The organism is Roseivirga pacifica, from assembly GCF_900111145.1.
GTDB classification, from domain to species: domain Bacteria; phylum Bacteroidota; class Bacteroidia; order Cytophagales; family Cyclobacteriaceae; genus Roseivirga; species Roseivirga pacifica.
The window spans coordinates 402,002-420,908 of sequence record NZ_FOIR01000003.1; the positions used below are offsets into that span (position 1 = coordinate 402,002).

The 18,907-nt window shown below is 40.8% G+C and carries 17 protein-coding genes; 11 read left to right on the forward strand and 6 right to left on the reverse strand.

The window, feature by feature from the left end; translation table 11 throughout:
* Positions 1-18: 18 nt before the first annotated feature.
* Positions 19-750 (forward strand): hypothetical protein, encoded by a 732-nt coding sequence (locus BMW98_RS16880; protein ID WP_090260076.1) that lies wholly within the window; start codon positions 19-21, stop codon positions 748-750.
* Between the two features lie 64 nt (positions 751-814).
* On the opposite strand, the gene ffh is transcribed toward BMW98_RS16880, so the two are convergent.
* Positions 815-2,155, reverse strand: a complete 1,341-nt coding sequence (gene ffh, locus BMW98_RS16885; protein ID WP_090260078.1) for a signal recognition particle protein — start codon at positions 2,153-2,155, stop codon at positions 815-817.
* A 129-nt stretch (positions 2,156-2,284) separates the two neighbouring features.
* On the opposite strand from ffh, the gene BMW98_RS16890 reads away from it, so the two are divergent.
* Positions 2,285-4,717 carry a YfhO family protein gene (locus BMW98_RS16890; RefSeq protein ID WP_090260080.1) on the forward strand — a complete coding sequence of 811 codons (2,433 nt, stop codon included), beginning with the start codon at positions 2,285-2,287 and terminating at the stop codon, positions 4,715-4,717.
* Between the two features lie 3 nt (positions 4,718-4,720).
* Here BMW98_RS16890 and wecB read toward each other — a convergent pair whose 3' ends face one another.
* Positions 4,721-5,806 carry a non-hydrolyzing UDP-N-acetylglucosamine 2-epimerase gene (gene wecB / locus BMW98_RS16895; RefSeq protein WP_090260082.1) on the reverse strand — a complete coding sequence of 362 codons (1,086 nt, stop codon included), beginning with the start codon at positions 5,804-5,806 and terminating at the stop codon, positions 4,721-4,723.
* Between the two features lie 69 nt (positions 5,807-5,875).
* Between wecB and BMW98_RS16900 the strand changes: the two genes are divergently transcribed.
* A complete protein-coding gene (locus BMW98_RS16900; RefSeq protein ID WP_090260084.1) occupies positions 5,876-7,102 on the forward strand; it encodes a glycosyltransferase family 4 protein in 1,227 nt (408 codons plus the stop codon).
* The gene (locus BMW98_RS16905) at positions 7,095-7,610 is read left to right on the forward strand and encodes a methyltransferase domain-containing protein (protein ID WP_090260086.1); all 516 of its coding nucleotides are present in this window, start codon (positions 7,095-7,097) and stop codon (positions 7,608-7,610) included. Before BMW98_RS16900 ends, BMW98_RS16905 begins: the two co-directional genes overlap by 8 nt.
* A gap of 8 nt (positions 7,611-7,618) precedes the next feature.
* On the opposite strand, the gene BMW98_RS16910 is transcribed toward BMW98_RS16905, so the two are convergent.
* Entirely contained in the window at positions 7,619-9,442 is a 1,824-nt protein-coding gene (locus tag BMW98_RS16910) for a LamG-like jellyroll fold domain-containing protein (protein WP_090260088.1), read from the reverse strand.
* 51 nt (positions 9,443-9,493) lie between these two features.
* Between BMW98_RS16910 and BMW98_RS16915 the strand changes: the two genes are divergently transcribed.
* Positions 9,494-10,972 carry a lipopolysaccharide biosynthesis protein gene (locus BMW98_RS16915; RefSeq protein ID WP_139177632.1) on the forward strand — a complete coding sequence of 493 codons (1,479 nt, stop codon included), beginning with the start codon at positions 9,494-9,496 and terminating at the stop codon, positions 10,970-10,972.
* A gap of 3 nt (positions 10,973-10,975) precedes the next feature.
* On the opposite strand, the gene BMW98_RS16920 is transcribed toward BMW98_RS16915, so the two are convergent.
* A complete protein-coding gene (locus tag BMW98_RS16920) occupies positions 10,976-12,271 on the reverse strand; it encodes a glycosyltransferase family protein (protein ID WP_090260091.1) in 1,296 nt (431 codons plus the stop codon).
* Between the two features lie 94 nt (positions 12,272-12,365).
* Between BMW98_RS16920 and BMW98_RS16925 the strand changes: the two genes are divergently transcribed.
* Positions 12,366-12,812: a hypothetical protein gene (locus BMW98_RS16925; RefSeq protein ID WP_090260093.1), complete on the forward strand. Its 447-nt coding sequence runs from the start codon at positions 12,366-12,368 to the stop codon at positions 12,810-12,812.
* On the opposite strand, the gene miaA is transcribed toward BMW98_RS16925, so the two are convergent.
* The gene (gene miaA, locus BMW98_RS16930) at positions 12,786-13,712 is read right to left on the reverse strand and encodes a tRNA (adenosine(37)-N6)-dimethylallyltransferase MiaA (RefSeq protein ID WP_090260095.1); all 927 of its coding nucleotides are present in this window, start codon (positions 13,710-13,712) and stop codon (positions 12,786-12,788) included. The genes BMW98_RS16925 and miaA overlap by 27 nt on opposite strands.
* 56 nt (positions 13,713-13,768) lie before the next feature.
* On the opposite strand from miaA, the gene BMW98_RS16935 reads away from it, so the two are divergent.
* From BMW98_RS16935 to BMW98_RS16955, 5 genes are read left to right on the forward strand one after another with little or no spacing between them, the layout of a single operon-like run.
* Positions 13,769-14,515, forward strand: a complete 747-nt coding sequence (locus tag BMW98_RS16935) for a response regulator (protein WP_162844602.1) — start codon at positions 13,769-13,771, stop codon at positions 14,513-14,515.
* A complete protein-coding gene (locus BMW98_RS16940; RefSeq protein ID WP_090260099.1) occupies positions 14,508-14,888 on the forward strand; it encodes a response regulator in 381 nt (126 codons plus the stop codon). The genes BMW98_RS16935 and BMW98_RS16940 overlap by 8 nt, the downstream gene beginning before the upstream one ends.
* 4 nt (positions 14,889-14,892) lie before the next feature.
* Positions 14,893-15,168, forward strand: a complete 276-nt coding sequence (locus BMW98_RS16945; protein ID WP_090260101.1) for a hypothetical protein — start codon at positions 14,893-14,895, stop codon at positions 15,166-15,168.
* Positions 15,165-15,926 carry an MBL fold metallo-hydrolase gene (locus tag BMW98_RS16950; protein WP_090260103.1) on the forward strand — a complete coding sequence of 254 codons (762 nt, stop codon included), beginning with the start codon at positions 15,165-15,167 and terminating at the stop codon, positions 15,924-15,926. The genes BMW98_RS16945 and BMW98_RS16950 overlap by 4 nt, the downstream gene beginning before the upstream one ends.
* A complete protein-coding gene (locus tag BMW98_RS16955; protein ID WP_090260104.1) occupies positions 15,926-17,476 on the forward strand; it encodes an NFACT RNA binding domain-containing protein in 1,551 nt (516 codons plus the stop codon). Before BMW98_RS16950 ends, BMW98_RS16955 begins: the two co-directional genes overlap by 1 nt.
* Here the strand turns inward: BMW98_RS16955 and pyk are convergent.
* A complete protein-coding gene (pyk, locus tag BMW98_RS16960) occupies positions 17,473-18,906 on the reverse strand; it encodes a pyruvate kinase (protein WP_090260106.1) in 1,434 nt (477 codons plus the stop codon). The genes BMW98_RS16955 and pyk overlap by 4 nt on opposite strands.
* Position 18,907: the final 1 nt, after the last annotated feature.

Genomic DNA, 18,907 nt, shown 5'->3' on the forward strand with positions numbered 1-18,907 from the left:
CGAAAGAATTAGTTAAAAGTGAAGAAACTCTTAGCCCTACTTAGCCTAATAATTATTGTTCAAGCCTGTACTCCTCCAAAAAAGGAGGAAGACAAAATAGCAGCCCCAATTGTGGAAGAACCCGAGCGCCAACCGCGCATGGTGGTGCATGGTGATTTACCAGACCATCAGTTCCAGTTCTCCTCATTAAGACTAAATGAACACATCAGCAATATCGACCTAAGTGCTTTTAAGCACTATGGGGAGTTCTACACCGATGATTTTACCATTTATAGGCTCGACAGACTTGACTACTTAGCCGAATCGTACTTCATAAATGATATCAACCTTTATTTTATCGACAGCCTTTTAGTGAAGATTCAGGCATATTTAATTGAGGATAAATCGAGTGAGTTTTTGGGCCGGTATGGTAAAGCAAAGATTTTTGTAAGCAACTACCGCAACAAAAAGCTACTGGAGAACGAAGAGGTTTTGGTAACCCAAAACGGTAAAAAGCGGATTAACGAAAACTTAGATTACTACAGACTAAAATGGATTAGAGAAGACCTTGACATTGAATACTTGGTGAACAAACAAGCCGATAGCCTTAGTAATAAAGAAGCAATGCTCTTTGATGACAGTCGGCAGCAATACAAGCTCACATTCCAAACCAAAGACTTTGACCATCAAATGGCTTGGGTCAAATGGGAGTCTTACAAAGAATCTAGAGGACTAGTTGCCAAACCAGCTTCAGAATTAAGCCAAGAATAAAAAAGAAACGTCCTTCTTAACCGGATTAAGAAGGACGTTTTTTATATGCTCTCGATAATTAATCTTATCTCTTTCTACCGGTCATTCCGGCCAAGTTGGCCATTGCGCGCTTGCCTCCACCCATTTTGTTCATGGCCTTCATCATTTTACGCATATCGCTAAATTGCTTCATCAGGTTGTTTACTTGCTGAATAGAAGTACCCGAACCATCGGCAATTCGCTTTCTACGGCTACCATCAATAATTTCTGGATTAGCTCGCTCATTCAATGTCATAGAACGGATAATCGCTTCTATCGGCTTAAATGAATCATCATCGATATCAATGCCCTTCAAAGCCTTACCCATACCAGGGATCATGCCCAACAGGTCCTTAACGTTACCCATCTTCTTAATTTGCTCAAGCTGAGATAAGAAGTCATCGAAATCGAACTTGTTTTGACGGATCTTCTTGTTCAGCTTACGCGACTCCTCCTCGTCAAAGGCCTCTTGCGCCTTCTCAACAAGAGAAACCACATCACCCATACCAAGGATTCTGTTCGCCATACGATCTGGGTAAAAAACATCAATCGCTTCCATCTTCTCACCAGTAGAGATGAACTTGATTGGTTTTTCAACTACGGAACGAATAGAAAGGGCAGCACCACCTCGGGTATCACCATCGAGTTTGGTAAGTACTACACCGTCAAAATCTAATCTATCATTAAAGGTCTTGGCCGTATTCACAGCATCCTGACCAGTCATTGAATCTACTACAAAGAGGGTCTCCGAAGGCTTAACGGCATTCTTCAAAGACTCAATCTCTTGCATCATTTGCTCGTCTACCGCCAAACGACCTGCCGTATCGACAATTACAATCTTCTTACCAGTAGCCTTAGCATGCTTAAGCGCATTGTTTGCAATCTCAATTGCGTTTTTGTTTTCAGGCTCAGCGTAAACATCTACGCCAATTTGCTCACCCAAAACTTTCAACTGGTCAATCGCAGCCGGACGATAAATATCACAGGCAGTAAGCAACACCTGGCGACCTTGCGACTTGAGCATTCTTGCCAACTTACCAGAGAAGGTAGTTTTACCCGAACCCTGCAAACCGGAAATCAGAATCACTGCTGGGTCACCACCAATGTTGATATCCTTCTTCTCCCCGCCCATTAAACGGGTAAGCTCTTCGTTGGTGATTTTAACGAATAATTGACCAGGAGAAACAGAAACCAAAACGTTTCGGCCTAAAGCTTCGTCTTTGATTTTATCGGTTACATCTTTGGCTACCTTGTAGTTAACATCGGCATCCACCAAGGCTCTTCTAATTTCCTTAGCTGTAGTTGCAACGTTTATCTCAGTAATAGTACCCTGACCCTTCAGGGTCTTAAAGGCTTTATCTAACTTTCCGCTTAAACTTTCAAACATAATTGGCCTGTATATTTTGGGTTGCAAAAATAGCCATTTTTCTGTGCATTGAAAGGAAAAAACAAGTCTTCCCTTTCTTAAGACGCACCTAATATCCATATTGGCATTTGCATTCGGAAAACCAGCTTTATGAAGCCAATTCAGTTCAAAAAAGATGTTCTACCTCACTTGGTAGCCATTATTGTTTTTTTAGCCATTACTGTACTTTTCTTTCAACCAATATTTTTTGGCAACCAATCCTTAAGTCAAGGCGATATTACACAATGGAGAGCCAGTGCACAGGAACTGATTGAGTATCGCGAACAAACGGGAGAAGAAGGTTTATGGACCAACTCCATTTTTGGTGGAATGCCCGCCTACTTAATTAGCGTTAAGTGGGGAAATGAGCTGATTAAAACCACTCACGCTATTTTTGCCCTAGGCCTACCCCACCCTGTAAGAATTATTTTTGTAGCCATGCTTTCGTTTTACATTATGCTGCTTTGCTTTAAAGTGAGGCCATATGTAGCGTTAATTGGCGCTGTAGCATTCGGTTTATCCAGTTACAACATTATCGGCCTAACGGCTGGGCACAATGCACGAATATCAGCGGTTTCGTTTATGCCATTGGTTATGGGTGGTATTCACCTTTGTTTAAACCGAAATAAACTTTTGGGCTTTAGCCTAACCGCACTTGCATTGGCCATGCAGTTGCGTGTAAATCACCTTCAAATCACCTATTACCTTGCCTTTATCATTGGCATTTACCTCATCTTACAGGCCATTCATGCCTATAAAAGCAATGAGTTAAAACCCTTCGCCACCAAAGCAGCTATGCTAGCATTGGCCGGAACACTTGCGGTAGGCACCTTCTTTGGTGAGTTTTATGCCACCTACGAATATGGTAAATACTCAAACAGGGGTGCTTCTGAACTTAGCCAACAAGTAGATGACGAAATGAATGCAGATGGGCTTTCACCTACCTATGCTTTCCAATATTCTAACGGCACCTGGGATCCATTTACGCTTTTTATACCTAATGCATTGGGCGGAAACGGTCCATTCCCAGCTAACAAAGCACTCGCAGAAGCCCTCACGCGCAGTCAAGTAACAGGAGCGCAACAGCAACAGTACTTAAGGGGAATTCCTACCTATTGGGGTAAGGAATCTGCCACTACTTATTATGCCGGAGCCATTATGGTTTTCCTTTTTGTAGTGGGAATTCTTTTTGTAGAAAAGCGCTATGTAATCTGGCTAGTTGCGGTAGCTGTATTGGGCATAATGTTGAGTTATGGCAGAAATATGGCATGGTTCAATAACCTAATGTTCGATTACTTTCCGGGCTACAACAAGTTCCGATCAGTAACATTTACCATTGTAATGCCAATATTCAGTATTGCCTTGCTGGGTTCCCTTGGGTTAGAAAAACTACTTCAAACCAAACTAGACAAAGCCATTCAAAAGAAGTTTTACATTGCCCTTGGCAGTACGGCAGGTCTGGCTCTTTTACTAGCCATTGGAGCCGGAATGTTCAGCTTTAGGTCGGGCTTTGATGCTCAACTACCTGAGACGTTAATTGACGCCATTCATAGCGACAGAAAGTATATATTCAGAATGGATGCGCTTAGAGCTTTTGCCTTTATTGCTGCATTTGCTATTATGCTTTGGCTCTACCTAAATGATAAAGTTTCCAAGTTCGTTGGCTTGACTATCTTGGTGGTTATTGGCCTTGCAGATGTGCTTTTAGTTAGCAGTCGATTCATTTCTGATGCCAACTATGTCAATCAATCTCGTGCACAAAACTACGTGGCCTCGCAAGCCGATCAGTACATATTAGCCAATAAAACGGAAGGCGACCGGGTTGCGGATCTTACGCGCCAATTTTACGATGCACAATCTTCGTATTTCCACCACTTAATCAGTGGATATCATGGTGCCAGGGTAAGAAGATATCAAGAGCTAATTGACAATGCGATTTTACCAGAAGTACAAGCTGCTACTCAACAGATTCAGCAAGGACAGAGACAACTGACCGGTATTCCAATCTTGAATATGCTGAACACCAAGTTCTTCATTATCAATCCAAATTCGCCACAAGGTGCTTTAGTAAATAATGGAGCAAATGGTTCGGCTTGGTTTGTAAATGATCTAGTTTTTGTGAACGATGCCGATGGCGAATTCAACGAAACACAAAAGCTAACAGACACGAAAAACATCGCAGTTGTAAACAGTAATGAAGTACCAGAAAGCACAGCTACTAGTGCAAATGGCACCATCACTTTAACTGATTATCACCCAGGCTACTGGAAATACGAATCGAACAATTCAGAGGCAGGTTTTGCGGTATTCTCTGAAGTACACTACCCTAAAGGTTTTGAGGTAACTATTGATGGAGAACCAGCAGAAATGAAACGTGCCAACTACATTTTAAGAGCACTCGAAATTCCTGCAGGCAACCATACAATTGAGTTCAACTTTGCACCTAAGATCTACACTACGGGTACGGTGGTGATGTGGATATTTTCAATCCTTGTATTGTTGCTTTTTATTGGTAGCGTAGCAGTTAGCTTAAGAAAAAAATAAGGGTTAGTTAAAAAGTTGAGCCAAATGATCAACGATTCTTTTTGAGGCGTTGCCATCCCATAAAGGAGGCACTTCACCCTTCTTCCAGTTACCAGAAAGTATTGCGGTTAGCGATTTCTCCAATGCGACTAAATCATTGCCAATTAACTGGTTACTACCTATTTCAATGGTTTCTGGGCGTTCGGTATTTTCCCTTAAAGTTAAACAAGGCACTTTCAGATAGGTTGTTTCCTCCTGAATACCACCTGAATCGGTAACCACGGCCTTGGCATTTTTCATTAGGTACAAAAACTCCAAATAAGGCAGCGGAGACAAAAACTCAATATTGTCAAACCGCTCAATATTAGTCAGTTTAGAAGCCGTTCGCGGATGAATGGGAAAGAGCACTTTTACACCCGATGCAATCCTATCGATTGTTTCAATGAGTGTCTCAAGCTTGTGAGCATCATCCACATTAGAAGGCCTATGGAGTGTTAACAAAATATACTCGGCAGTTGCTATATCATGCTCTACCTTGGGCATTACAGCTTTATCCAAGGAATTAACCAAGCTATCGATCATGGTGTTGCCCACCATAAATATCCTGTCTGCTGTCACTCCTTCATTCAACAAGTTTGTGTCGGCCAGCGCACTGGTGGTAAAGAAGTAATCAGTTATGGAGTCAGTCAATAATCGGTTAATCTCTTCGGGCATCCGCATGTCTCTCGATCTAAGTCCTCCCTCCACATGAACCACTTTTACCCCAAGCTTTTTTGCAACAATAGCGCAGGCCATGGTCGAGTTAACATCGCCAACCACCAAAACACAGTCCGTGGATTGATTCATTAAGTGCTTTTCAAAGGCCACCATAATTTTGGCGGTTTGCTCAGCATGCGAATGAGATCCAACATTGAGGTTTACATCGGGCAATGGAATGTTCAGATCCTTAAAAAATGAGCCACTCATCTTTTCATCATAATGCTGACCTGTGTGCACCAAACAAAAATCAATTTTAGCAGCACCCTGATCATTATGGTGACTTATAGCATGAATGATTGGAGCTATTTTTACAAAGTTTGGTCTCGCGCCAGCAATGATAGTTAAATGCATAAATTGATTTTTTCGTAAAAAACGCTGACTCACACACATTATCAAAGATTGAGTTCTAAATTTGAGGTCATGAGCAAAAAAATCTGCATGCTGTTGCACGAGTTCTACCCTAATGACATTAGGGTGTCCAAAGAAACATCAGCATTAATAAAAGCAGGATTTGAAATTCACCTTATTTGCCTTGCTAGAACAGGAGAAGCCAGTCAAGAACAAATCAACGGAATTTTTGTGCATCGCTTAAGCTTTGCTCAGACATTTTTTTGGAGAGGCATATGGGACATACTACTCGTTGCTTTCAACTTTGTACAGCCCCGTTTTCTGCAGAAACTAAAAACACTTCATGAAAAGGAAAACTTTGACGCTATTCACGTTCACGATTTACCTTTAACCAAAACCGCTTTAAAGCTCAAATCTACCGACCGCTCGATTAAGGTGATAGCCGATTTTCATGAAAATTACCCAGAGGCTCTGAAAGTATGGTTTCAGTGGAAAGCCAACCCCATAATTAGGCTTAAAAACAACATCTTCTTTGACTACAACAAGTGGATGAGGTATGAAAAAAAGGTTTGCGAGCAAGTAAATCGTGTTGTTGTGGTGGTAGAAGAAATGAAAGACAGGCTGAAAGAAGTGCACGGTATCGACTCAAAAAAAGTCTGTGTGGTAACCAACTCCGAAGCCCAAGACTTTCTTAACCAAAAGCTATTTTCAGAGGTTTATGACAGGACAAACAACTTCATCCTGGCCTACACTGGAAACGTTGGCCCTCACAGGGGGGTAGATACTATCGTAGAATCTCTTCAATATTTAAAGGAATACAAGCATCTAAGGTTGGAAATCACAGGAAAGCTATCCGGTAACAGCGAACAGTCTTTGAAAAATATGGCCAAGGCACTTGGTGTTGAATCTATGATTAGATTTAACGGCTATCAACCCTTCGAAAAATTCTTTTCTTACATGAAGTTTGCCGATGTAAACCTGATTCCGCACAAACGCAATGGACATACAGATAACACCATACCGCACAAGCTTTACCAAGGAATGATGGTTGGAAAACCTGTATTAGTAAGTGATGCTCCACCATTGAAAAGGGTTGTAAATGAGTTAAATTCGGGGCTGGTTTTTGAAGCCAACAATGCCGAAGATGCAGCTCGTAAGATTGAAACTCTATTAACCAAAAAAGAGCTTTGCGCGCAGCTTGGACAAAACGGAAAAGAAAGCACAACCAACGGAAAGGCCAACTGGGAACACGATAGCCTAAATTTAACAGAACTATACTCGAACTTGCTGAATGAATAAGTCGGAAAAAATAAGATTTGAAAAGACCATTAGTTTTTTAAAAGAGACCCTTCCTGATGGAGCTAAGCTACTTGATTTAGGTACACCAAATGAAATGGGTACACACCTAAAAAACTCAGGTTACTACGTTGATAACGCTTACGGTGTTGACTTTGATGAACAACCAGAAATTATTGGCAAAGAAGGCTACGATGCAGTAACAATGTTCGAGGTATTGGAACACCTCATCAACCCAATGGGAATTCTCAAAGCTGTAGAAGCTCCTAAACTTTACGCCTCTGTGCCATTGGATCTTTGGTTTGCCAAAGCTTACCGCAACAAAAAGGATCGTTGGGATCAGCACTTTCACGAGTTTGAAGATTGGCAGTTTGATTGGTTGTTGGAAAAGTCTGGCTGGAAAGTTGACAGGGCTATTAAATGGAGTAGTCCGGTTGGTAAAATTGGAATTAGACCATTATTAAGAACAATTACACCAAGGTATTACTTGGTTGAAGCTTCAAGAGCCTAAGTTTTAACTCAACGAAGAACTTTCACCCAACCTTTAATCGGGAAGTCTAAACAATCTGATGTAATCTGATAATAATAGTTGGAAGATTCGAGACCTTCAGCCTTCCAATTATTCTGATAACTATCTTTAGAGTACAGCTTTTTACCCCATCGATTGTAAATATTTAAAGTACTACCAACAAGTCTATAATCAATTTCAAAAGTCTCATTCACCCCGTCATTATTTGGAGTAAATGTATTTGGAATAAAGTAAGTTATATCCGTTTCACTAATTACATTAATTGACTCCTCTAATACAACATTGCAATCACTTATTGCTGTTAAAGTGTATCTTCCAGGAGAGTCAATAACCAAATCCTTACCCAGGCTTCCGTTAGACCATTTATATTCCCTAAAACCATCTGAAGCCGAAACATTTATTGTCTCACCACAAGAGAGTTTAAGTTTGGAATAACTCAATTCTAGATTTGGCTCAGCAGTTTCAAAAATCTCAATTTGCTCGACAAACTCCGTCCCGCATTCATCTGTAACCACTACTTCAAAAACACCAGACTTATCTACTTCTATCGAGGAGCCTGTTTCTCCATTTGACCATTTGTAGCTCGTAAAACCAGAAGTTGCGCTTATAATCGAAACTTCTTTACAAGATATTTCAAGTTTTGTCGCAAACAACTCTAGAGTCAAATCATCCGAACGAACAATTTCAACTGTATTAGACACACGCTCTCCGCAACTAGCATAGCCAGTAACGGAGTATACTCCAGGCATGGTTGCAGAATAAACTCTTCCTAAAGTACCGTCTTGCCACTCGTAACTATCAAACCCTTCAGTGGCCTCAATAAGTATCGACTCTTTACACTTTAGATTATCACTATCCGAAACTATGCTTAAACTTGGCAGACTATTTAAAATCACATCAGTGGTGTCAGAAAATACACAGTCTTTTACATTACCCGTCACCACATATCTTCCCGAACTATTTACAACAATTGATGACGACTGGCTACCAGTGTTCCAACTATATGTATCAAAATTCCTTCCAATAGACAATTCAACCTGATCAGTACATACTTTCATGCTTTTGTAAGAACCCATTGGCGAATTATTTATCTCACCATCCTTGAACTGAAACAACGCCTCTATTTCATCCTGATTAACTAGCCTATTATATACCCTTAGATCATCAATAGCACCAAAGAACTGTTGGTTAGCAGAATAACATCCAGCCAGACAATCCTGATCATTACCCAAAACAAAGCCATTTCCCCCTACTTCAATTACACCAAGAGGCATAGCCCCCTTTATATCCAGCCTCCCATCAACGTAGATAGCTGTTTCTCCATCCGAACCTTTTCTGGTAATAACAACATGATGCCAATTACCATCATTTATGCTTTCTGACCCCTCTATCCTAATACCAGGAACATTAGGCCAGTTGTATACATTGGAGGCAATCCTACCATCTGAGAGTATGTTTATATTGAACTCATTATCTCTTAATGAATTAGCCACACTCATTACCGTAGCGAAGCCATTGGTTTCATTTTTAATCCACAAGGCTACAGAGAAATCGTTCAATGATTGAAATGCAGATTCACTAATGGTTGCCAGTTGTAAATATTCATCAAAGCCTAACGCAAATTCACAGTTATCAAATCTATCTTTCCTATAGAAAGTATCGTTCAACACCCCATGATTATTAGCCCCTGAAATATCTTCTACATTTGAGTTAAAGTTCAAACTGACAGTCATCCCACTTTTTAAATCAACAGCCTGACCGTTTAGCATTTTTGAAATGCAAATCAAAAAAATGACATAAATGCTTCTACTCATGAAAATCAATAAGATGCTTAAATATATTACCTTCGCTCACAAAGTTCGACATTGGGCATCATAATAAAACAAAGTATTCGGTCTTCTATCTTCTCCTATTTAGGAGTGGCTATAGGCTACATTAATGTACTTTGGCTCTACCCATATTTTCTATCGGCCGACCAAATTGGCTTGTTTCGCCTTATTCAAAGCAGTGCTTACCTATTGGCTACTTTTGGACAAATTGGGCTAGCCTCTAGCCTGGTGAAATTTTATCCTACGCTTAAAAAAGAAAAAGGGTTTCTCACCCTTATGCTGCTCGGTAGTACGGTTGGTTTTCTACTTATCGCTGGATTATCAATCTTATTCCAAACCCAAATAGTCAATTACTTTGCACAAGAATCATCACTATTTGTAGAATACTTTCAGCTCACCCTAATGGTCACCTTTTTCTTGGTGATTTTTCAAGTACTGGAAGCTTATTGCCGCAGCCTCCTGAGCATAACTCTACCAACCTTTTTGCGCGACATCGGTATTCGCATACTCACCATGCTGTTCGTGCTCCTGTATGCTTTCGATTTACTGACTTTTGAACAGCTTACTTGGAGCTTTATACTTGTTTATGGGCTTGTTACCCTAGCGCTTTTAGCAAGACTAGTCATAAAAAAAGAAGCTCAGCTTTCCTTTCAATTCGGTTTTCTGAACTCCCCTCTTGCTAAGCAAATTTTAAACTTTGGCCTATATGCCTTATTGGGTGCTGGTGGCACACAAATCATACTGCAGATTGATAGTATAATGGTGAGTGGGGAGCTGGGGCTTGAGGCAACCGGTATTTACACAATCGCTTTCTTCATAGGCACTGTTATAGAAATGCCAAAACGGGCCATCTCTCAACTGAGTTTGAGCCTGATGTCGCAGTCCTTTAAAAAGAACGACATGGAGGCGGTTGAGAAACTTTACCGTCAAACATCCATCAATCAGCTGATTATTGGCGCACTACTGCTGCTCGGCATTTGGGCAAACCTTGAAAACATCTACCATTTTGTACCGAACGGAGAGGTTTACAAAAACGGGTTTTACGTAGTACTATTTATTGGGCTTGGTAAACTTTCGGATATGATCTTTGGCGCCAATGGCGAGATCATTGTAATGTCGAAGTATTTCAGGTTCAATGTACTGGCCGTAACCCTATTAGCTTTGGCCACAATTGGCTTGAACTCCCTTCTCATTCCAACCATGGGAATCCAAGGTGCAGCATTGGCTTCTTTATTGGCCATGTTAGGCTTCAATCTCACCAAGTACTTTTTTGTATGGATAAAGTTTGGCTTGCAACCATTTGACTTTGCTACGCTAAAAGCCATTGCCATTATTGCAGCGACCTACTTTTTAAACGAAACTATCCCCCTTATTGGGGCACCACTAGTAGATCTATTGGTTCGATCCACAATTATTGCTACGGTCTTCTTGGCGCTCATAATCAGCTTCAAAGTATCTGAAGAGATCAATGGCCTGTTTAAAAAAGGACTGGAATTCTTGAAGCTGAGAAGGTAAGTTCTAATGAGCCTTTAAAATCTCAACAAGTGATTTGGTTAACTGTCTTCTACTGAACTTTTCGACACCCTTAAACTGCCAGCGAGAAGTTTCACTTTTCCAGTTTTTGTATTCGTAAAGTACAAATGATTTAATGGCAGCCTTATCTTGGTAAGCCAGCATTTTGCCAGCGGAAGTTTCATCCAGAATTTCAGCCACATCACTATCGGTTGCACCTAAAGCCAGCACCGGCCGCTTTGCCGCCAAGTACTCGAAAAGCTTACCCGGCAATTGTGAATGTGCCTCTTGCGTATCTGTTTGAAGCAAGAGCAACAAACTTGCTGCAGCGTAAACCTGATGCACTTCTTTATGCGGAATAGAATCCTTTAGCTTTACAATTTTCTTAAGGCTTGGGTATTGCTCAAGCGTCTGTAAAACAGTCGGACTCAGAATACCTGTAAGCTGCAGTTCAACATCATCGCTTAGTTCATCTGCGACTAGCAGCTCCTCCAACGATTCAAAGAGGTTAACCGGGTTGCGCTTTTCATTTACCATGCCCACATGTGCCAAAGTAAACTTATCCGGTTTTTCCGCCTTTAGCGTTGAAACATCCTCCTCATCATAACCATTAGTAATGGCATAAACCCTTCTAGCACCTAGCCGCTTAAAATCCTCAGCAGCCGTTTTACCGGTTGCTAGTACTGCATCGGCAACTTTTAATACCTGCTGTTCCAGTTTTTGGTGTTTCTTCCACCTAAAGGGCATAATATTAAACTGGCGCATAATATCCCACTCTGTCCACGGATCTCTAAAATCGGCCAACCAAGTCAGGCTCGGCTGCTTCATTTTAAGCTTCATTCCAATTAGGTGAACACTATGCGGTGGGCCAGTAGTAATGATCTTTTTTATGCCATTTGATTCAATTATACCAGCCAAATAATCAACCGATGGCTTTACCCAAAACACACGTGGATCAGGCACAAATAAGTTTCCTCTCAACCAAATAGACACTCTCTTTACTAAACTCTTCTTCCCTTCTTCTAATATTTGGCCTTGTTTAACTTCCTTGGTTCCCGTGAGCTTTTTAAAGAGTTGATATGGCTCCCATATCGGAAATTTCAGCACATCTACTTTGGGCGAAACATCCTTCAATAAGCTTTCATCCACTAAATCGAAACTGGGGTTTTCAGGGGTAAATACGATAGGGTCGTAACCGAACTCAGGGAGGTACTTGGTGAACTTTAGCCAACGCTGTACGCCAGCCCCTCCACTAGGCGGCCAGTAGTAAGTTACAACAAGCACTTTTTCTCCTTCTGTCATGCTAAGTTTGCGCAAGGTGTTTGGCTATTTGCAAAAAAGGTTAAAAAAATTTTAATTCGATGACTTTTAAGGTCAAACTCAAATTTTAAAACTCATGGGATTCATTCCAATTTTCGTTGCACTGCTTGGGCTAATCATTATTTACAGCATTTACACCTACAATTTAATTAAGCCAAGGAAAGCCAGACTCACGCAAGTAATCGATCAAATGGCCGCCAATGCCACGCAGCGCAAGCAAGCAATTCTTGCTTACGATGCACAAAACGAAAACGCTAGCTTAGCAGATGCCGCTGCACAATTAAAAAGAACTTCTACCGATAGGTTTCAGAGCTATAAAAAAGAAGAGGAACTTATTGACGTAATTAACCAAGGCTTAACAGGCTTAACCGATGAAAGCTTAAAAGCTGACTTACAGAAAGCCAACAGCACACAAGAGCAGTTAATGAAGCAGCTTAAAAACTACGCTGGCGATTACAACAGAATGATTGGCAAGGCACCTGCCAGTGCGGTAGCTTCAGTTTTTGGTTTTAAGCAGTTCTAGCTCTTCCGAAATTAAAGCCTTTATTTCCGCTACTTGGTTTGGGCTAAACCAATGCACAGATTCATTTCGCCTAAACCAGGTAAGCTGACGCTTAGCATAACGCCTTGAGTTACGTTTGAGCAAACGAACGGCTTCTTCCTTGTCGTATTCACCATCTAAGTAGCCAAAAATCTCTTTGTACCCAACGGTTTGTAACGCATTTAAGGAACGATACTGATACAATCTTTCTGCTTCTTCAAAAAGGCCAGCTGCAATCATTAAGTCCATACGCATATCTATGCGTTCGTAGAGCTTCTCTCTGTCCATTTCCAAGCCAATGCGCAGCACCTCGAACGGCCGATCTGCAGCTTGTTGTCTCCTGAAAGAAGAAAATGGCTCACCAGTGCTTTCAATTACCTCAAGTGCTCTAATTAACCTTTGCGGATTCTGAACATCGACCTGTACATAGTAAGTTGGGTCTCTTTCCTTTAATAAACTTTGAAGGTGAGCAATGCCTTTAGCCGCATAAGTCTCGTTCAATTTTTCGCGTATGGCTGGATCGATCTCAGGGAATTTATCGAGCCCGTTACATACGGCATCTACAAATAAGCCAGAACCACCCGCCATAAAAACAACCTCATGCTTTTGAAAAAGCTCATCGAGCAATGAAATGGCATCCTTTTCAAATTGCCCCACCGAATATTCTTGCGTAACCGAAAGTGTATTAATAAAGTGGTGAGGTGCCAGACTCAGTTCTTCAGCGCTCGGCTTAGCTGTACCTAGCTCCATTTCGCGGTAAAACTGGCGCGAATCGGCCGAAATAATTTCGGAGTCAAAAGCATTTGCTAAATCAATTGTAACCGCTGTTTTGCCTACTGCCGTAGGACCAACCACTGAAACCAAGAGCTTTTTCTTTCTCATTGCCCCAAAACTAAAGTAAAAATATTATTATTGAATAAGACCAACCATTGCCGGCATTGAAGAAGAGAGTTCTAATTGTGGATGATAATGCGGTAAATCGCAAATATTTAAAAACCGTTCTGAAAGACTACGACCTTACCGAGGCCGAAAATGGTATTGAAGCTTTAGAGCAATTTAATACTACCGCAGCCGACCTGATACTTATGGACATTCAGATGCCAGTGATGGACGGCATGGAGTGCATGAAGGTGCTAAGAGATAAAAATGTATCAATTCCCATTTTGGCAATCACTGCCTTTTCAGGAAATGAAGATCGAGACAAATTTATAAATGAAGGTTTTAGCGATTTTTTGGCAAAACCACTTCCCCCCAACACTATAAGAACAGTTGTAGGTAATTGGCTCAGCCCCGACAAGCAAACATTACAAGTTTATACAAACAAAAAACCCGATTACAGCGAGTTTGACCTAGATATTATTGAAGATTTAAAAAAATATTTAACCGAAAACGAGTACAAAAAACTAGTAGTAGATTTTATAGATGAGACTAAAATATTCTTAAATAATATTGATTTACTCACAAATAAAGATGACTTCTCATCAATAATCCGTATTTTACATACTATTAAGGGAAATGCAGCTTCGTTAGGATTCTACCGTTTATCCAAGCTATCTGCCGTTCTTGAAGCGAAATTAAAAAATGAGCAATTTCAAAATTTTTCGGATAACTTCGAGGCTTTTAAAAGTAATGCGTACGCTTCATTCGAAGCATTCAAGACTCAACTAAACAGAAACGATGACTAACGATAGCTATAAGAAAGTACTTGTTGCGGAAGACAGCTCGGTTATTCAAAATCTTTTAAAGAAGATTTTACTTTTTGAAAACTGCAAGATTACTTCTGCCAAAGACGGGCAAAAAGTGCTTGATATCTTTGAAAAAGAGGACTTCGACTTAATTATCATGGATATTAATCTACCGCATGTAGATGGACTAGAAGCCACACGAATTATTCGCGCTAGCAACTCAAAAAATGCTAACATTCCAATTATTGGCATTTCTGGCAATGCTAAGAACTTGCCCGAAAGTGATTTTATAGATGCCGGAATGAACGATTACATGCAAAAACCACTTAACTACGATAAGCTAATAGAGCTGGTAAAAAAATACACTAACTAGGCCTATGACTATACGTTATACAAAGCAGTTTCTTGGCAAACTTGAAGATATTTTTGCAGAGTCTGACTATGTATTACGCTACGAAAAAGGAAACTTCAAATCGGGCTATTGTCTGCTTAACGACACCAAAATAGCCATCGTTAATAAATACTACACTACCGAGGGAAAAATCAGTTGTTTGATTGATATTCTTAAATCCATAGAGCTTGATAAAAGCAAACTGACTGAGAAAAACGCTAAACTTTTAGTAGAATTGTCGCAAACATCGCTCGAGCTTTGATTGTAACAATTTTAGGATCCGGAACCTCTCAAGGTGTACCAGTAATAGGCTGTAATTGTGCAGTTTGTAAATCATTAGACTTTAGGGATAAAAGGCTACGTGCTAGCATTCATATTGCAATAGACAACCGTAGCTTTATAATAGATTCCGGCCCCGACTTCAGACAACAAGTGCTTAGAGAAGGTATTTCAAGTCTTGATGCGCTGCTTTTCACCCACGAGCACAAAGACCATACAGCTGGAATGGATGACATTCGGTCTTTTAACTTTCTACAAGAGAGAGACATGCCTGTTTATGCTAGAAAACAGGTACTGGATCAACTGAAGCAAGAATATGCGTACGTTTTTGCGGCATCTAAATACCCGGGGGTGCCTCGTGTGGAAGTTCATGAAATTAAGAATGAAGACTTCATAGTCGAGGGAATAAAAGTCACCCCCATTGAAGTACTTCACTATAAGCTGCCAGTTTTTGGCTACCGCATTGGAGACTTCGCCTACATTACCGACATGAAGTCCATTAGCGATGAGGAATTTGAAAAGCTGAATGGAGTAAAAGCGCTTGTAGTAAATGCCCTGCAACAAACACCTCATATTAGCCATCTCACGCTTGAAGAAGCCATAGACTTTGCTCAGAAAGTAGGAGCCGAGCAAACCTACCTTACACACTTAAGCCATAAAATGGGCAAGCAGCGTGATGTCGAGAAAATGCTACCAGAAAACATTGCCATAGCTTTTGATGGACTTAAAATAGCGCTCTAATGCTATTCAATTACTACACACTAAAAAGGTTAACAGCGCAGTTAGCCCCTAAACTTGAAGGTGCTAGATGGATAGAAAGCTTTACCCAAAGCAAAAACGAACTAATAATTGCACTCAAATTATCAAACGGTCAACCCTTCTACATACGTTGCACACTGTTGCCTGAGCTATCCACCCTCTCCTTTCCCAAGGAATTTCATAAAAGCAGAAAAAACACAGCTGAGCTTTTTACCTCACTAAGGGAGCAATCAGTCACTGGTCTTGAGCAATTCTTAAATGAGCGCGCATTTGCCCTGCACTTTAGCAACGGTCACACCTTGCTTTTTAAACTACATGGCAACCGCGGAAATATCGTTCTGTTTAAAGACCAACAAGTACACGAGCTATTTAGAAATAAACTGGCCAAAGATTATGAATTGGAGCTAGCAACTTTAGACCGTGAGATAGATCAGTCAAAGGAAGCTTTTCTTAGTTCTGAGCAGCTCAGTCAAGTATTTCCAACTTTCGGAAAGGAAGTCACCGCGTACTTAAATGAGCATAATTTTCATGAAATAGATAAAAGCGCACAATGGCAACTAATTAAAAATACACTAAGCAAGTTGGAACAAGATGACTTCTTACTCCTAAAGAAAGAAGGTAAATTCATCTTCAGTCTGCTTCCGTTAAAAGGCTTTGAGCTTGAAGTACTCGGCTCCTCGCCTATTGATGCGCTCAACACATACTTCAGGTACTTCACAAGGCACTACTACCTACAGCATGAAAAGGCAGAAGCGCAAAAACTAATAAAAGCTGAGATTAAAAAGGGAGAGAACTATTGTAAAAAGACCTCGCAAAAGCTTGAACAACTAAAAACAGGTACTGCTCCGAACCAACTTGCTGACATTATCATGGCCAACATGCATGCCATACCAACAGGAAGCACTAGCACAACACTATTCAACTTCTACAACAACAAGCAAGTGACCATTCCCTTAAAAAAGGATTTGAGCCCACAAAAGAATGCAGAGCGTTACTATCGCAAAGCGAAAAACCGAAAAATAGAATTAGAGACACTAGAAAAGAACCTTGCCGAAAAGGAAGAAAAGTTACTCAAACTGTACGAACAGGCTGAAACCGTAGCTCAAACAGATGACCTTAGGGCACTTAGAAAGTTAATAAAGAACGAAGCGGTAATACCTGACAAAGAGGAAATAAAACCCTATAAAGCTTTCGAAGTTGACGGCTTTAAAGTTTGGGTTGGTAAAAACGCCAAATCGAATGACCAACTCACGCTAAAGCTTTCTTATAAAGAAGACGTTTGGTTGCACGCCAAAGACTGCCCTGGGTCACACGTACTTATTAAGCACCAAGCCGGCAAAAGCATTGCCAAGCACACGCTCGAAAGAGTGGCCGAAATAGCAGCGTACTATTCAAAAAGAAAAACCGACAGTTTAGTGCCGGTTATATATACAAGTGCAAAATTTGTTCGCAAAAGAAAAGGCAGCCCAGCAGGACAAGTTGTTGTCGACAAAGAAAACGTACTACTGGTGGTGCCTAAAGGGCCGAATTAATCGGCCACGTTTAGCTTCATTGTATTGGTTCTACCCATTTCTTTCAATGGCATACTAGCTGTAGTGATAAATACATCACCAGCTTCAATGTAACCATGCTTCTTCAAAATCTCTTCTTGGTCTTTAAAAGTAGCATCTGTAGACTCCCTTTTATCGAAGAAGAAACCTCTAACTCCCCACACCAAACTAAGCTTAGTAAGCATTTGCTCATTTGGAGTAAAAATAAAGATACCCGCGTGAGGTCTGTGAGAAGAAAGCTTGAAAGCCGTATAACCAGATACTGTATTACCAATTACCGCCTTACCATTCACTTGGCTACTCAACTTACAAGCAGCTAACATCACATTATCGTTCAAGTAGGTATCGCTGCCCTCGTGAGGCATATGAAATTTATCATAAATATTCGCAGAACCTTCAACTGCAGCAATGGTTTTAGCCATGCTCAGTACAGCCTCAATTGGGTAGCTTCCTGCTGCCGTTTCAGCACTAAGCATCATTGCATCAGCACCATCCAATACAGCATTGGCAACGTCATTAGTTTCAGCTCTTGTAGGACGAGGATTCTTGATCATGCTCTCCATCATTTGGGTAGCAATAATCACAGGCTTGGCAGCCTTGTTACACTTGTCCACCATCATTTTCTGAGCCATAGGAACTTCTTCCATCACAATCTCAACACCAAGGTCTCCACGTGCTACCATTAGCGCATCAGACGCAGCAATAATATCATCGATATTCTGAAGTGCCTCAGGCTTTTCAATCTTGGCAACTACGCGGATATCCTTACCAGCATCGGCAATTCTTTTCTTAATATCTAAAATATCCTGTCCAGTTCTTACAAAAGACAACGCCACCCAGTCAACATCCTGAGAGATACCAAAGGTTAAATCCTCTTTGTCTTTTTCGGTTAAAGCTGGTGCCGAAACCTTAGTAAATGGTAGGTTAATACCCTTACGAGATTTAAGTATACCACCATACTTAACCTCACACACCACATCGGTACCCTTAATCTCTTTAACAAATAGCTCAAGGTTTCCATCGTCAATCAATACGGTGTCGCCAACATTAACATCGTCTGCAAACTGCTGGTACGATGTACTCACTCGCTCAGAGGTTCCCTCGCACTGTTCTGTGCTTATAATTAGGTCTTGTCCTTCTACTATTTCAACGCCATTATCCTTTACCGTTTCAACACGGATTTTTGGCCCTTGCAAGTCTTGCAAAATAGCCACGTGGCTACCCAGTTCTTTGTTTACTTCTCTAATTCTTTGAATTACGCCCTGGTGAGTAGCGTGATCTCCATGAGAAAAATTTAGACGGAAAACGTTTACACCCGCTTTCACAAGTTCGGTTAAAACCTCTTTGGACTGGCTAGCAGGCCCAACAGTTGCGACAATTTTCGCGTGATTTCGGTTCTTAAAGTGAGTCATG

Bases quoted from the DNA above. Each gene is read 5' to 3' on its own strand.
- BMW98_RS16955 (WP_090260104.1), top strand. From the start codon at position 15,926: ATGCTATTCAATTACTACACACTAAAAAGGTTAACAGCGCAGTTAGCC.
- BMW98_RS16900 (WP_090260084.1), top strand. From the start codon at position 5,876: ATGAGCAAAAAAATCTGCATGCTGTTGCACGAGTTCTACCCTAATGAC.
- BMW98_RS16945 (WP_090260101.1), top strand. From the start codon at position 14,893: ATGACTATACGTTATACAAAGCAGTTTCTTGGCAAACTTGAAGATATT.
- BMW98_RS16905 (WP_090260086.1), top strand. From the start codon at position 7,095: ATGAATAAGTCGGAAAAAATAAGATTTGAAAAGACCATTAGTTTTTTA.
- BMW98_RS16890 (WP_090260080.1), top strand. From the start codon at position 2,285: ATGAAGCCAATTCAGTTCAAAAAAGATGTTCTACCTCACTTGGTAGCC.
- BMW98_RS16910 (WP_090260088.1), bottom strand. From the start codon at position 9,442: ATGAGTAGAAGCATTTATGTCATTTTTTTGATTTGCATTTCAAAAATG.
- ffh (WP_090260078.1), bottom strand. From the start codon at position 2,155: ATGTTTGAAAGTTTAAGCGGAAAGTTAGATAAAGCCTTTAAGACCCTG.
- BMW98_RS16925 (WP_090260093.1), top strand. From the start codon at position 12,366: ATGGGATTCATTCCAATTTTCGTTGCACTGCTTGGGCTAATCATTATT.
- BMW98_RS16940 (WP_090260099.1), top strand. From the start codon at position 14,508: ATGACTAACGATAGCTATAAGAAAGTACTTGTTGCGGAAGACAGCTCG.
- wecB (WP_090260082.1), bottom strand. From the start codon at position 5,806: ATGCATTTAACTATCATTGCTGGCGCGAGACCAAACTTTGTAAAAATA.
- pyk (WP_090260106.1), bottom strand. From the start codon at position 18,906: ATGACTCACTTTAAGAACCGAAATCACGCGAAAATTGTCGCAACTGTT.
- BMW98_RS16920 (WP_090260091.1), bottom strand. From the start codon at position 12,271: ATGACAGAAGGAGAAAAAGTGCTTGTTGTAACTTACTACTGGCCGCCT.
- miaA (WP_090260095.1), bottom strand. From the start codon at position 13,712: ATGAGAAAGAAAAAGCTCTTGGTTTCAGTGGTTGGTCCTACGGCAGTA.